Source organism: Saliphagus sp. GCM10025334 (genome assembly GCF_042663485.1).
In the GTDB taxonomy this organism is placed as follows: Archaea; Halobacteriota; Halobacteria; order Halobacteriales; family Natrialbaceae; genus Natronosalvus.
This window is the reverse complement of record NZ_JBHTAF010000008.1, coordinates 58851-72873: the sequence shown is the minus strand read 5'-3', so window position 1 is coordinate 72873 and position 14023 is coordinate 58851. Positions and strand designations below refer to the sequence as shown.

Sequence of the window (14023 nt, the reverse complement as noted above, 5' to 3'; positions counted from 1 at the left end):
GAGATGCATGCCATTTTTCGTATATGAACTCGAATACCTAACGAACTGTTGTCATATGCCGCGCGAGAGAGAAACAGGGCATCCGTTCGGTACGTTCGGTTTCCAGCGAGAGTACGTGAGGTTGTTCAGTACATGTTCTAAATAAGTGTTGACAGGCCGAATTCGGCTATCGATTATAATTTAGGCGTTGGTCTGTACGCTCCGTGTATGTCCCAGCAATCTACAGACGTCCAGGAGACGATTGCGATGTCTCCTTCGCCGTCTGCTCCCTTTACTGCTCTGCCACGGACGGAGTGGCGGGACGTCTTCTTTGGACTTCCAGACGAGGTACAAGAAGTTCTCGTCGTGGATATGAGTCGGTCGGAACTGGAGAGCTTTATCGACCGACTCGACCCAGACGAGGTGACCGAGGTTCTCAGACACACCGATGAAGAGACGCGTGAGGCGCTCCTCGCTACGCTCGATAACCAGCGCCGCGAGAAAATCGACTTTTTGCTCTCGTTCGATCCAGAAAGTGCAGCTGGGCTGATGAGCCTCGATTACGTTACCGTCGACGAAACGCGCCAATTCTCCGAAGTGACCGAGCGGGTTCGTCGATTCGAAGAGCGAACGGGACGTGTTCCGACGATTTTCGTTACCGATGATGGTAGATTACAAGGTGAACTCCCTGGCGCGGCACTGTCGATAGCCGATACCGTCACCGAAACAGTTAGCGACTACGTACAGGAGACGCCACACGTCCGCTACGACCACGATGACGAAGAGGTGATCGAGATTTTCAGGCAAAACCGCGAGCGCGCCGTCGCCGTACTCGACGAAGAGGACGACATTCTCGGAGTGATACACGCCGAGGACTTGTTGCAACTGCTCGAAGAGGCTCGAGGGGAAACGCTCTATGACTTCACTGGCGTCGCAGAAGAGGAGAGTGTCCTCGACGGTCCAGGAGCGAAGATACGGAGGCGGTACAAGTGGCTAATCCTCAACCTTGGAACTGCGTTTATGGCTGCAGCGGTCGTTGGACTGTTCGAGTCCACCATTGCCGCCGTCGCTATTCTGGCAGCGTACATGCCAGTCGTTGCCGGGATGGGCGGGAACGCTGGGACGCAGGCGATGGCAGTCACCGTTCGTGGAATTTCACTCGGTGAGGTGTCTCTCAACACCGGCAAGCGGGTGATCTTCAACGAAGTCGTTGCTGGTGCCGCCAACGGGTTCATTACCGGGGTGCTCGTGGCCGTGATCGCTATCGCCTTCTCGTTTGGCGAGTTCGGGATCTTACTCGGGGCCGTCATTGGTGTCTCGATGGTGGCGAATCTCGTCATCGCGGGGTTTTTCGGTGCGTTGACCCCGTTGTTACTCGACCGAGTCGGATACGATCCAGCCACGTCAGCGACGATCTTCATTACTACGGCAACCGACGTGTTGGGCTTTTTCGTGTTCCTCGGATTGGCCCAAGCAATCCTACTATAAATGAAGCCGAACGGGCCCGAGCCGGTGTTCCTGTAACCCACAGCTAACCCACCAACCGACCGGAACTCGAGGCGTACCGCGATGCACTCGTCGTCAACGGCATCCCCGAGATTATGTTTGGATGTTTGGATATGAGGATGTGAGGATGTCGAGGCCGAATACGAACGCTCGAGCGAGCAGGGCGTCGAGTTTTCCCGGGAGCCGATGACTGCCGGAGACGTTACGATGTCGTCTTCGACGACACGTGCGGGATCTCATATAAATCGTGCAGCAACGAGGTGAACGACGAGACCAGACTGACCATCCGAAACCGAATACGGGACGTTCGCCCGGTAATAGTGAGCGCGTAATCCGCATACATCGGTACGATACCCGGACGCAGAAATTCGACCGGAGCGAACATTTCGTCTCGAGTCCGTGCTCGGCGAAGATATGTGCCGAACGCCGCCAGTCAGACCTCCGCCGCCTGGAGGTCGCTCGCTCGAGACCGCGCCTGATCGATCACCGCGGGCCGGGCCAGGAAGGAGATCACGACGTCGTCGTCGCCGTAGGTCACGTCGTCGACGCTGGCGTGATCGTGGATCCAGGAGACGAGGCTCATCGTATCGTCGGTCATCGGCACGACGAGGTGCTCGCGTTCCCAGTCGGGAAGCTCCCGGTCGATGCGCTCGAGAAGGGCGTCCACGTTGCTCCCCTCCTGGGCGCTGACGGCGACCGGGTTCGGCGCCAGTGCCGAGAGCGCCTCGCGTTTCTCGGCGAGTTCCTCGTCGCTCACACAGTCGATCTTGTTGAGGACGGTGACGATGGGCGCCTCGTTGCGCTCGTAGAGGGTGTCGTGGCTGGTGACGAGCTTCTCGTGAATCTCCTCGACCGGTTCGCTCACGTCCACGACGAGCAAGACGAGGTCTGCCCGGTAGACCGAGTCCAGCGTCGACTTGAACGACTCGACGAGCCAGTGAGGCAAGTCGCTGATGAATCCGACCGTGTCGGTCACGAGCACGTTCCGGGGTTCGATGTCCGCCCGTCGAGTCGTCGTCCCGAGGGTCGTGAACAGCCTGTCCTGAGACTCCGCCGTCGCGTCGAGGTCCGGGTGGAGGTCCTCGTTCTCCTCGACCTCGAGGTCCCGCGCCAGGCGCCGGAGCAGGGTCGACTTCCCGGCGTTGGTGTACCCCGCCAGAGCGACGAGGTCGAATCCGGAGTCGCGGCGGCGTTCGCGACGCTGTTCCTCGGTCTGCTCGATCTGGTCCAGTTCGTCCCTGATCCGGCTGATCTGGTCTTTGATGTCCTGCTCGCGGCTCTCGTCGTACTCACCGAGCCCCATGAAGCCGGGGTGTTCGTCCCGTTTGGCGAGGCTCGCCTTCGCCTCGACGCGGGGGAGTTCGTACCGGAGTTCGGCGAGTTCGACCTGGAGCTGGGCCTTCCGGGTCTGAGCGCGCTGGCCGAATATCTCGAGAATCAGGGTGAACCGGTCCATGACCGTGACGCCCTCGGGCAGGAGCTGTCCGAGGTTGTACGTCTGGTAGGGCCCGAGCCGGTTGTCGAAGATGACCGTCTCGGCGTCGGTCCGTCGAACCGCCTCCGCTAGCTCGTTCGCCTTCCCCTCGCCCAGCTGGAGGGCGGCATCCGCCGTTCTGGTCTGGGTGACTTCGTCGACGACGGTGTACCCGGCAGCGCGGGCGAGGTCCGAGATCTCCTCGGTGTCGGCCACGCCGGAGTCGACGCGTTTAGCGACGATCGCTCGTTCGCTCGCCGACGCATCCGCACTCGTCCGCTCGTGTGTACGTTCGTTCATACGAGTAGCTGGCCGTGGTCGATAGGGGCGTCGACGCGCTTTGAGCGGTCGATCGGGTGCTCAAGTGGGCGCTCGAGCGAGCGGTCGATTGGACACTCGCGAACGCTGTCGACGGAGGCGTGCCTCGAGGCGTCGTCTCTCGAATTCGCCCGATACCTGACCACGTCAGGGATGCCGGCCGGTCACCTCGGTTAACTGGTCGCGAATCATACGTCACCTACGTCGGGAAGGGTCTTGAATGCGGTGGCGACCACCCATCAGCGCGAACCGGCGCCGTTTTTACGGCCGCGGTCGGAAAGTTGGGTATGACGCTTCCGGCAGTACTCGAGGCCGCCGACGGGCCGCGAGCGATCGACACCCACGCCCACCAGCCGACAAGCGAGTTCCTCCACGACGCGGGCGGGGAAATGATGCGCGACGCGGCCGACCGCTTTGGGGCCGACCTCGAGACCGACACCTACGAGCACATGGTCGAGGAGTACCGCGAGACGGGCGTCGGCCGGGCGGTCCTCCTCGGGTGGGACGCCGAGACCAACACCGGCAATCCGCCGGTTCCCAACGACTACGTCGCCGAAGTTCGAGACACCTATGCGGACTTTTTCGTCGGCTTCGGCTCGGTCGACCCGCTCAAAGACGACTGCGTCGAGGAGGCGATTCGCTGCGTCGAGGACCTCGACCTCTCCGGATTCAAGTTCCAGCAGATCGCCCAGGGCTTCGACCCGTCCGACCCCGAACACGAGGAGCTGTGGGCGACCATCGAGGACCTGGGCGTCCCGGTCGTCTTTCACGGCGGGAACTCGACGCTGGGGGCCTGCTCGCCCGGCGGCCGCGGGCTCAAGATCAAGTACGGCAATCCGATGCTGATCGACGACGTAGCGGCGAACTACCCCGACCTCCAGATCCTGATCGCCCACCCGGCGTTCCCCTGGGAACAGGAACAACTGGCTATCTGTCAGCAGAAGGGGAACGTCTACATGGACCTCTCGGGGTGGATGCCTCGCTACATCGACGACCAGGTGCTCCACTACGCGAAGTCCCTGCTGAAAGACAAGGTCATGTTCGGCACCGACTACCCGATGCTCGAGCCCAAACCCTGGCTCGAGCAGTTCGCCGAACTCGACTTCCCCGAAGACGTGCAGCGAAAGCTCCTCTGGGAGAACGCCGAGTCGTTCCTGGGTCTCGAGTGAGCAGCCTGGACCTCGAGTGAGCGGTTTGGAGAGGTGGGCGTACTTGACGAGCGGGAACGTCGTGAACGGAAAACGACGATACCGCTCGAACTGAGAACGAGGACAACTGTTGTATGTGCGTCTCGAGTACGTGAGCTATGTCCGTGTCGTACTGCTCGTTCAGCCATTCGGTCGACCCCTCGTTCGGCCATTCGATCGGCCGCTGGCTCGAGCACGCCCCCGCGACCATCCCAGGCCCGCCGGAACTCGAGATCGCGCTTTTCGTCCTGGTGGCGATGGTCGTTATTCCGGCGATCATGCTCGGCCTCGTTCTGTTGATCGTCCGACGACGAGCCCCGGGACTCGAGGAGATTCAGGCGTCGATCGACGCCGAACCAGACCACTCCGAGAGCGACGGTGACAGCGAACGGGAGTAGTTCAGGGGATGGGGGGCGCGGCGTAGTCGCCCCTCCGATTCGTCCCTGTCGTAGCGAAATTCGAACGGGATCACACCGCCAGGACGGTATCGACGACCAGCATCACCGAAAATCCAGCGAGAAACGCCATCGTCGCCGTGTCCGCGTAGCCGTGGCCGTGACTCGAGGGGATGAGTTCGCGGAACACGACCGCGATCATCGCGCCAGCGGCGAACCCCGCCGCGATCGGGAAGATACCGGTGACGAACGCCACGAGGGCGAAACCGACCGCGGCCGCGATCGGTTCGGGGAGGCCGCCCGAGAGCGTGGTGTAGAGGATCGTCTTCGGCGTGGAAACGCCGGCTCTGATGGCCGGAATCGCCATCGCGAATCCGTCGGGGACGTTCTGGACGGCGATGGCCGTCGCGATCGCGAGACCCAGTCCAGCCTCTCCGCTGGCGAAGGCGATGCCCACGGCGAGTCCTTCGGGGACGTTGTGGATCGTGACGGTGGCGCCGACGAGCAATGCCCGCCGCCGGTTGTCGTCCATCGCCGCCCGTTCGGCCGCGGCCTCGTCGCTCTGAAGCAGGGCGATCCCCTCCATTCCGCTGGCTTCCTCTCGGAACCCGGTGTTGATGTGGAGGTGGGGAAGCGCGGCGTTGACTACGAGTAAGAAGACCCCACCGGCGACGATGCCGGTGACGACCTCGAGCGGCGAACCGAGGTTGAGACCGGGGATGATCAGCGCGAAGACGGCCGCGCCGACCATGACGCCGGCGGCGAAGCCCAGCGAACTGTCGTAAACGCTGTGGCTCACTCGGTCGGTGTAGACCGTCGGCAGGGCACCGATTCCGGTCGCACAACCGGCGAGAGTTGCAATTACGAGGACCTCAGAGAGCGTCGACATAAGTGTGATCTGTCCGGAATTGGCTCGGTTTCAGTCGTTCGCCTCGGACGGTTGGTCGGAGTCGGGCTCGAAGTGCTGTGCGACGCGCTCGTCGACGACGTCGATGGAGATGCCGGCGTCCATGCCCCGGTCTGCGTCACCGAACCCGGCGCTGAGCACCCGGGTCAGGGCGTCTTCGACGTCCTCGTCGAGTTCGGTGATGCGGTCTGTTTCGACCTCGATGACGAATCCCGTCGTGATGTTTGGCGACGTCGGCAAGAAGAGTACTTCGCGGCCGTCGTCGGCCGTTTTTCCGGTCTTGAACGCCGTCATTCGCGCCCCGTTCCAGGTCTCGATCTTGACCGGCTTTTGCAGCGATTCCTGCTCTCCGAAGGCGGTTTCGGCAGCCATCTTGGAAGCGTTGTAGACGACCCGGAGGCCAGGCACGCGGTTGGCGACGTTGTCCAGGACGCGTTCGACCAGACCGCCGATGGTCGTTCGCATCAGGTACCCCATCGAGAGCGTGAGGATGATGAGCACCGTAAGGACGATGACGACCCGCAGGAACTGTGCGACCTGTTCACGGGTTCGGGCCGCACCCTCGAACGCGCCGTCCGGAATGAGCCATCGGAGCACGTTGGCGTCCAGGATCAACTCCGGGGTGACCCCCGCGATGATCCCGTAGAGCCAGTAGAGGAGGTAGAGGGTGATGAGAATGGGACCGAGAACGACGAGGCCGCTCGCAAAGTCCCGCTTCCACGAGGTCATGTGCTGTGGGTCACACTACGGGGTTATCAGCCCTTCCCTTTACCGGTCGAGGATTGCCCGCAGGGCGAAAAACAGGTTCTCCTTGCGTTCCATGACCCGCCGGTAGAAGTACGACTTCCACCGGCCGCCGTAGGGAACGTACTGCCACATCTCGTACTCCGCGGCGAGTTCCTCCTGGGCGTCCTCGCGAACGCCCATGAGCATCTGGAGTTCGAAGTCGGTCCCGTACTCCTCGTGGAGGTCGATGGCGTAGTCGATCATCTCGGGGTCGTGACTGCCGACGGCGACCCCGTCCTCGAAGTGTTCGAAAGCGTACTCGAGCAGTTCTCGATAAGCGCGATTGACGGCGGCTTTGTTTTTGTAGGCGATTTCGGCCGGTTCGTCGTAAGCCCCCTTGACGAATCGGACCTTGCCTGGCAGGTCGGCGAGTCGCTCGACGTCCTCGTGAGTCCGTCTGAGGTTGGCCTGCACGCAAACGCCGACGTTGCCGTCGTAGGTCGTCGTCATCGTCTCGAAGGCGTCGAGGGTGACGTCGGTCGTCGTGTGATCTTCCATGTCGATCCAGACGAACACGTCTCGATCTGTGGCCTCCGCGACGATTTCCTCGAGCAGGTCGCGAAAGACGTCTTCGCCCACGTCGAGGCCGATCTGGGAGGGTTTCACCGAGATGCAGGCCTCGAGGCTCGAGTCGCCGATCGCCGCGACGAGCGTGCGGTACTCGGCCGCGTCGGCCGCCGCCGGCGACCGGGAGTCGTAGTGTTCGCCGAGGAGGTTGACGATGGCGTTGATGTCCCGGTCGTTCAGGGTCCGCACGTGCTCGAGGGCCGTCGCGGGTGATTCCCCGGCAACGAACCGATTCGCGATGGGCGGGATCATAATCGAACGTGTGTCCCCCTCTTATTTGGCAGTTTGTGATTCGTCCTCGTTGAGGGATCGTCGCCTGCGACCGTCATCGGTCATCGACACCGCCCAGCCGTCGGTCGAGAACCACCAGCGGTTAAGAGCCACCGGTGCATCGAGGGTGACATGGCAGTACTCGAGACGGTCGTCGTCGCGTTCTGGGCGATGGTGCCCGCCTACGTGCCGAACAACGCAGCGGTGCTCGCAGGCGGCGGTCGGCCGATCGACGGTGGTCGAACCCTCAACAGTAAGCGACTGCTGGGCGACGGCAAGACCTGGCGCGGAACGGCGGTGGGGACGGCGATCGGCCTGATCCTGGCGGCGGTGTTGACGCTAATCGCCGGTGACGCGAGCGATGCGCTCGGCTTCGAGGTGCCGACGTTCACGCCGCTCGCGGCGCTCGGACTCGCCGGCGGGGCGATGCTCGGGGACATTCTAGCGTCGTTTCTCAAGCGTCGAACCGGCCGCGATCGCGGGGCGATGTTTCCGGTCGTCGACCAGCTGGATTTCGTCATCGTTTCGCTCCCGGTGACGGCCCTGCTCGACATCGACTGGTTCCTGTCCGTATTCACCTGGGAAGTCATCCTCGTCGTCGTCGTCATTACGCCGCTATTGCACGTCTCGACGAATATGATCGCGTACAGACTCGGGTTGAAGGACGAGCCCTGGTAGCGGGTATTGGGTATCGGGTATCGGGTCGCGTCGTCTTCGTCGAACCGGCCGCTCGAGTGCTGGCCTCGAGTTTCGGTCACTCGAACGAATGTCGACACCGACCTCGAACGCGATCGCTCTCCGAACGCGCATCCGACCTCGAGCCCCTCTGGCCACGAGCGCTCATCACATCGTTTATTTCGATTCGCCGCCCCACTCTCGCCAATGACGAACCAGGCACTCATCGACGCGCTCCGGGACGCCGACGCGGTTCGATACGGCGAGTTCGAACTCTCCCACGGCGGCACCAGCGATTACTACGTCGACAAGTACCTCTTCGAAACCGACCCGCGCTGTCTCGAGTTGATCGCCGAGGCCTTCGCCGAGCGACTCGAGGCCAGGGCCGACGCGAAACTCGGCGGGGTCGCCCTCGGCGGGGTCCCGCTGGCGGCCGCGACGAGCGTCGCCGCGGACGTACCCTACGTCATCGCCCGCAAACAGCGCAAGGACTACGGGACGGCGAACCTGATCGAGGGGCGACTCGAGGACGGCGAGGAGGTCGTCGTCGTCGAGGACATCGTCACGACGGGGACGAGTCTTGTGGAGGCGGTCGAAGCGCTACGCAATGCGGGTGCGACCGTCGAGCGCGCCCTGGTCGTCGTAGATCGGCAGGAAGGCGGCCGCGAGAACGTCGAAGCCGCGGGCCTCGAGATGGAGGCGCTGGTAACGGCCGAGGAGTTGCTGGCCGGCCGCGACTGAGCGGTTCTCGAGCGGTGGTTTCGATAGGACGTCGAAACCAATTCACATGCGGTAGTGCTGGTAGTTTCTTATCCGGATTTCGACGCTCGAACACACAGGAACGTCGGGTATTTCAACCGTTTCTCGTACGATTCCGGCTTTTTCTCTTTGAATGACTCGTTCGGCTTCGGCTCGACCAGTTCGTCCAGGTGGAACCCAGTTTCGACGAGCGGGTTGACGACTTCAGAAAAGGGCCGACGATAGAAGGGGACCTCAATTTCCTCGCCGGAGGCGGACCACGTCATCCGTTCCTGTTCGACATCGAAGTAGTTCTCGGCCTCGAACGCGATGTACTCATCGACTGGATGTTGTGCCGAAAACACGAGGAATCCACCTGGCCGGAGGATGCGAGCGAACTCCGCGAAGGGGTCTCGCCAGTCTTCGACGTAATGGAGCGAAAGGCCGCAGATTACACCGTCGAACGTCTCGTCGTCGGCGAACTCGAGAGGCCCCGTGATATCGGCCTGGCGAATTTCTGCTCGGTCGCCGATTCGTCGTCTCGCCCGTTCGAGCATCTCGGTGTTCCTGTCGACAGCGAGAACGTCCGCTCCCCGCTCGGTCAACCACTCTGCGTACCGACCGTGACCGCAACCCGCATCGAGGACTCGTTTGTCCGCGACGTTTGGAACGAGTTCCGTCGTCGCAGGAAACTCCAGATCCGCACAGTACGGGTCCTCTTCTTGCGTCTCGTACGTCTGTGCCAATTTATCGTATGCGTCCTCTACGGTGGGCCTCTCATCAGGCGGCATGAACACGTTTGTGTGCCGCTCTCTGAAGTAATCGTTGTGGTTCCGATTTTGAGGCATTTCCCATGCGTAACTAGCATCGACAACGACGCTGTAAATCACCAGCGCCGTCGAAATAGACAGTAAACCGATATCGAACGCCCCATGCTCGCTACTGCTGGCCGTAGGACTCGAACTTCGCGAGGACCGTCTCGAGTTGCTCGTCGGTGAGTCGCTGGGGCTCGAGGCCGGCCGAGCGCGCTTCCAGGTAAATCCGGGCCAGACTCTCGACGTGGGCCGTGTTCTCGAGGGCCGTCTCGAGGTCCGGTGCGGTGACGACGAGGCCGTGGTTTTCGATGAGACTCGCGGTAGCGTCGGCCTCACGCATCGCGGTGACGATATTCTCGGCCAGCGCGTCGGTGCCGTAGGGGGCGTACTCCGCGACCGGTACTCGCTTGCCGACGGCGACGATCATGTAGTGAATCGGCGGCAAGGGTTCGTCGGCGATCGCCAGCGTCGTCGACCACGGCGAGTGGGTGTGGACGATGGCGCCCACGTCCTCGCGGCGGTAGATGGCGCTGTGCATCGGCACCTCGCTGCTGGGTTTCATGGCGCCGTCGCGATGCTCGCCGTCGACACCGACGACCGGCACGTCGGCGACGTCGAACGCGTCGTAGGGGACGCCCGTCGGCGTGATCGCGAATGCATCGCCGTCGCCGCCGCGGACGCTCAGGTTGCCGGTTCGGCCGGGAGTCAGCGACGCGAGGTCGCTCGCGCGCTCGACCACCTGCTCGCGCTGGGTCTCGAGGATCAGGTTCACAGTCACAGTACCAGGTCCGTTAGGTCGCCGAAGTGATCTATCCTGTGGTCCGGAATTCGGTCGTCCTTCGTTCGATCATCGACTTCAGAGGGGCCGGGGTCGTCCGGCTCCTCGCCCCCAGCGTCGAACAGCACCGTCTCGAGGCCGATCGCGTTTCCGCCGACGACGTCCGAGGTGATCGAATCGCCGACCATGACTGCATCGCTCGGGTGACACTCGAGTCGAGCGAGCGGGTAGGTGAACATGACCGAGGCGGGTTTCTCCTGGCCGACCTCCTCTGAGGTCACGAGCAGGTCGATGGCGTCCGCCAGGTTCAGGCGCTCGATCTTGCGGAGCTGAATCCGGGTGGTGAGGTTCGTAACGATTGCCACGTCGATTCCGGCCTCGCGCAGTGTGGAGAACGTCTCCTCGACGCCAGGGTGGATCGCCATCGCCTCGAGGTACCCCTCCCAGTAGGCATCGCCCAGAGCCAGCGCGTCCGACGGTCGGGGCTCGCCCGTGCGGCGCTCGAGTGCACGCTTGAAGTACAGCAGGCGGTCGTGAGACGCGGCGGTCCCCGCGAGGTCACGTTTCACGTCGCGGCGGCCGGTCTGGTAGAACGCCTCGAACTCCCCGGTGTCGAGGTCGTAGCCGCGCTCGAGGGCGGCCTCGTGGGCGGCGGTCTTTCCCGCCTCGTTGCACGGTGCGTAGGGGTAGAGCGTGTCGTCGAAGTCGAAGAGCACGGCGTCGACGGTCATAGGTAACCTGTTCGGGCATCGGTAAAACGCGTGTCGGTCCGATCAACTCGCTTCGAGTGTCGATTCTCGAGTCGCTCGAGTCGACGTCGAGTGCCAGTTAATCGTTCGGGAACTCCTTCTGGAACCCGCGGAACTCCGTCCGGTGGGCTTCCTCGTCGGCCAGGATCGTCACGGCGACGTCCTCCGTGACCGGATCGTTCGCTTCGCCCGCCGCCTCGAACAGCGCCCGATAGGTCTCGATTGCGTCCTCCTCGGCCTCGAGCACGCCCTCGATGACGGACTGGACGTCGGTCGTGTCCTCGGGCGGCTGGAGGCTCGACTGGCGGGCCTCGAACTCCATCGAACCCGGAGGAGACTCGTCGAGTTGTTTCAGTCTGTTCCCGAGCATCCGCGCGTGCTCGAGTTCCTCCTCGACGTCCGCCTCGAGGCTCTCTTTGACCTCCTCGGCGTGGACGCCGTCGAGGACGATCGCGTTCGTCAGGTAGTTCATCACGGTCTCGAGTTCGTCGATGTACGCTTTCGTCAGTAGGTCGGTGACCTCGTCTGCCATGATCCGTTCTATCACGAACGCCCGTATAAAGCTGACACCGGCATCGCTCACGCCGGAAGCCCTGCCGGCACCGCCGTCCTTTATAGCCGTGCCGGACTGAGTTGCGGGTATGTCGAATCACGATCCTGGAACGGCGGACCCGCTCTCGGTCCACGGCGTCGTTCCCCCGACGGTCACGGCGTTTCACGAGGACGAGTCGGTCGACTACGAGACCACGGCGGCCCACGCCCGGTTCGTCGTCGACGGCGGCGCCCATGGCGTGTTTCCGCTCGGGACGAACGGCGAGTTCCCCCTGCTGACCGCCGACGAACAGCGAGGCGTGGTCGAAGCGGTGGTCGAGGAAATCGACGGTGAGGTGCCCGTCATCGCGGGCGTCGGCGCGCCGAGCACGCACGAGACGGTCCAGCACGCGACTCACGCCGAGCGAGTCGGCGTCGACGGACTGGTCGTCGTCACGCCGTACTACTACCCGATCGATCACGATGCTGCCCTCCAGCACTACCGCCGGGTGGCCGAGGCGACGGACCTCCCGATCTACATCTATCACATTCCGAGTAAAACGGGGAACGCCATCTCGCGGTCGACGCTCGACGAACTGGCGAAGGTCGACGGTATCGCCGGCCTCAAGGACTCGAGCAAGGATGTGCCCTGGCTCGCCCAGTCTATCGACGCCCACCCCGAACTGACCTTCCTCTCCGGGTCGGATTCCCTGCTCTTCCCCGGTCTCGAGATCGGTTGCTCGGGCATGGTGAGCGCGGTCGCGAACGTCTTTCCCGAACTCGTCGTGGATCTCTACGATGCCTACGACGCTGGTGAGGAGGACTGCGCCCGTGAACTCCAGAGTCGCGTCTACGACGTTCGGGACGCGCTCAAGACCGGCGGTGCGTACATGTCGGGCGTCAAAACTGCGCTCCGCCTGCGCGGATTCGACGCAGGGCCGCTCCGGAGTCCGCTGCGACTGAAAGACGAGGCGAGCACGGCGGAACTCGAGGCCGAACTCGAGGCGCTGGACCTGCTGTAGGAGACTCGCCGGGTTCCTCGACGCCCGCGTTCGTCGAAGGTTGGTTCGCTACCGATCGACAGGAGGAGGCGGGGAGAAGGAGCGAGGAACGCAAACCGGTGGCATTTTTTGCCGTTGACACGGATCTCGAGGCATGGAACTCACGGCCGAGCAGGAGGCGGTCAGGGACGTGGTGCACGAGTTCGCCCTCGAGGAGATCCGGCCGACGGCTCTCGAGGCCGACGAGACGGAGACGTTCCCAGAGGACGTCTGGGACGGCCTCGCGGATATGGACCTGACGAGTCTGACGGTTCCCGAGGAATACGGCGGGTACGACGCCGATCCGGTCACCTACGCGATCGTCAACGAGGAGGTCGCCTACGGGATGCTGGCGGTGGCGACGGCGCTCTCGGTCCACTGTCTGGCGACCTCGTGTATCGCCAAGTTCGCCGACGACGAGCAGAAGGAGCGGTGGCTGCCGGAGATGGCCACCGGGCGACCGGTCGGCGCCTTCGCGCTCTCGGAGCCACACGCCGGGTCGAATCCGGCCGAGATGACGACCGAGGCCGTGAAAGACGGGGACGAGTACATCATCAACGGCGACAAGCAGTGGATCACGAACGGCCAGCGAGCCGGCGTGATCGTCCTCTTCGCGAAGACCGACCGGGACGACCCCTCGACGGTCACGCAGTTCCTGGTGCCCGCCGACGCGGACGGCCTCACCGTGGGCGAGAAGGAGGACAAACTCGGGCTCAGGGCGAGCGACACGACGGGACTCCACTTCGACGACGTTCGAATCCCGGCCGAGAATCGACTGACAGAGGAAGGCAGGGGACTCTCTGCAGCTTTCGATATTCTGACCGGCGGCCGCGTCGCCATCGCCGCCCAGTCGGTCGGACTCGCCCAGAGCGCCCTCGACGAGGCCATCGCCTACAGCCAGGAACGCGAGCAGTTCGACCAGCCGATCGGCGACATCCAGTCGATCAGGCACAAGCTTGCGGAGATGTCGACCCGGATCGAGGCTTCGCGCCTGCTTACGCGGGAAGCGGCCCGCAAGCGAGCGGCGAGCGAGGGCGACGCGGCGATGTTCGCGAGCATGGCAAAGTACTTCGCCAGCGAGTCGGTGATGTTCGTCACCAACGAGGCCGTCCAGGTCCACGGCGGCTACGGCTACGTCACCGAAGGCGAGGTCGAACGGCTCTACCGAGATGCCAAAATCACCGAGATCTACGAGGGAACGACCGAGATTCAAAAGAAGATCATCGCTCGTCACCTGCTCGAGTAGTTCTCGACCAATCAGAGGCGTTCTCCGGGCGTTTTTGGAGTTCTGCTCGAGTACCCCTCGAA

At 63.2% G+C, this 14023-nt stretch carries 15 protein-coding genes; 7 read left to right on the top strand and 8 right to left on the bottom strand.

What is annotated here, in order from left to right; translation table 11 throughout:
* The first annotated feature begins 207 nt into the window (after window positions 1–207).
* Window positions 208–1467 (top strand): magnesium transporter, encoded by a 1260-nt coding sequence (locus ACFQO4_RS20360; RefSeq protein WP_500262562.1) that lies wholly within the window; start codon window positions 208–210, stop codon window positions 1465–1467.
* 451 nt (window positions 1468–1918) lie between these two features.
* On the opposite strand, the gene hflX is transcribed toward ACFQO4_RS20360, so the two are convergent.
* On the bottom strand, window positions 1919–3259 hold the full coding sequence (gene hflX / locus ACFQO4_RS20355; protein ID WP_500262561.1) for a GTPase HflX: 1341 nt from the start codon (window positions 3257–3259) through the stop codon (window positions 1919–1921).
* Between the two features lie 305 nt (window positions 3260–3564).
* On the opposite strand from hflX, the gene ACFQO4_RS20350 reads away from it, so the two are divergent.
* Complete coding sequence (locus ACFQO4_RS20350; RefSeq protein ID WP_500262560.1) at window positions 3565–4446, top strand: amidohydrolase family protein; 882 nt, start codon at window positions 3565–3567, stop codon at window positions 4444–4446.
* A gap of 137 nt (window positions 4447–4583) precedes the next feature.
* On the top strand, window positions 4584–4862 hold the full coding sequence (locus ACFQO4_RS20345) for a hypothetical protein (protein ID WP_500262559.1): 279 nt from the start codon (window positions 4584–4586) through the stop codon (window positions 4860–4862).
* A gap of 70 nt (window positions 4863–4932) precedes the next feature.
* Here ACFQO4_RS20345 and ACFQO4_RS20340 read toward each other — a convergent pair whose 3' ends face one another.
* From ACFQO4_RS20340 to ACFQO4_RS20330, 3 genes are read right to left on the bottom strand one after another with little or no spacing between them, the layout of a single operon-like run.
* Window positions 4933–5748, bottom strand: coding sequence for a ZIP family metal transporter (locus ACFQO4_RS20340; RefSeq protein WP_500262558.1), 816 nt, complete (start codon window positions 5746–5748; stop codon window positions 4933–4935).
* 30 nt (window positions 5749–5778) lie between these two features.
* Window positions 5779–6495: a DUF502 domain-containing protein gene (locus ACFQO4_RS20335; RefSeq protein ID WP_312908138.1), complete on the bottom strand. Its 717-nt coding sequence runs from the start codon at window positions 6493–6495 to the stop codon at window positions 5779–5781.
* A gap of 39 nt (window positions 6496–6534) precedes the next feature.
* Complete coding sequence (locus ACFQO4_RS20330; RefSeq protein ID WP_500262557.1) at window positions 6535–7371, bottom strand: proline dehydrogenase family protein; 837 nt, start codon at window positions 7369–7371, stop codon at window positions 6535–6537.
* A gap of 150 nt (window positions 7372–7521) precedes the next feature.
* On the opposite strand from ACFQO4_RS20330, the gene ACFQO4_RS20325 reads away from it, so the two are divergent.
* Both ACFQO4_RS20325 and pyrE read left to right on the top strand, forming a co-directional pair.
* Window positions 7522–8067, top strand: a complete 546-nt coding sequence (locus ACFQO4_RS20325; protein ID WP_500262556.1) for a CDP-2,3-bis-(O-geranylgeranyl)-sn-glycerol synthase — start codon at window positions 7522–7524, stop codon at window positions 8065–8067.
* Between the two features lie 204 nt (window positions 8068–8271).
* Window positions 8272–8805: an orotate phosphoribosyltransferase gene (pyrE, locus tag ACFQO4_RS20320; protein ID WP_500262555.1), complete on the top strand. Its 534-nt coding sequence runs from the start codon at window positions 8272–8274 to the stop codon at window positions 8803–8805.
* A gap of 68 nt (window positions 8806–8873) precedes the next feature.
* Here pyrE and ACFQO4_RS20315 read toward each other — a convergent pair whose 3' ends face one another.
* The 4 genes from ACFQO4_RS20315 to ACFQO4_RS20300 all read right to left on the bottom strand — a co-directional run bounded on the left by ACFQO4_RS20315 (window position 8874) and on the right by ACFQO4_RS20300 (window position 11676).
* Window positions 8874–9593, bottom strand: a complete 720-nt coding sequence (locus ACFQO4_RS20315) for a class I SAM-dependent methyltransferase (RefSeq protein WP_500262554.1) — start codon at window positions 9591–9593, stop codon at window positions 8874–8876.
* Window positions 9594–9741: 148 nt separating this feature from the next.
* On the bottom strand, window positions 9742–10383 hold the full coding sequence (locus ACFQO4_RS20310; RefSeq protein ID WP_500262606.1) for a ribulose-1-phosphate aldolase: 642 nt from the start codon (window positions 10381–10383) through the stop codon (window positions 9742–9744).
* 8 nt (window positions 10384–10391) lie between these two features.
* Window positions 10392–11126: a ribulose-1,5-bisphosphate 5-phosphatase gene (locus ACFQO4_RS20305; protein ID WP_500262553.1), complete on the bottom strand. Its 735-nt coding sequence runs from the start codon at window positions 11124–11126 to the stop codon at window positions 10392–10394.
* 97 nt (window positions 11127–11223) lie between these two features.
* Window positions 11224–11676, bottom strand: coding sequence for a ferritin-like domain-containing protein (locus tag ACFQO4_RS20300; RefSeq protein ID WP_500262552.1), 453 nt, complete (start codon window positions 11674–11676; stop codon window positions 11224–11226).
* A 109-nt stretch (window positions 11677–11785) separates the two neighbouring features.
* Between ACFQO4_RS20300 and ACFQO4_RS20295 the strand changes: the two genes are divergently transcribed.
* Complete coding sequence (locus ACFQO4_RS20295) at window positions 11786–12697, top strand: dihydrodipicolinate synthase family protein (protein WP_500262551.1); 912 nt, start codon at window positions 11786–11788, stop codon at window positions 12695–12697.
* 133 nt (window positions 12698–12830) lie between these two features.
* A complete protein-coding gene (locus ACFQO4_RS20290; protein WP_500262550.1) occupies window positions 12831–13961 on the top strand; it encodes an acyl-CoA dehydrogenase family protein in 1131 nt (376 codons plus the stop codon).
* Window positions 13962–14023 lie beyond the last annotated feature (62 nt).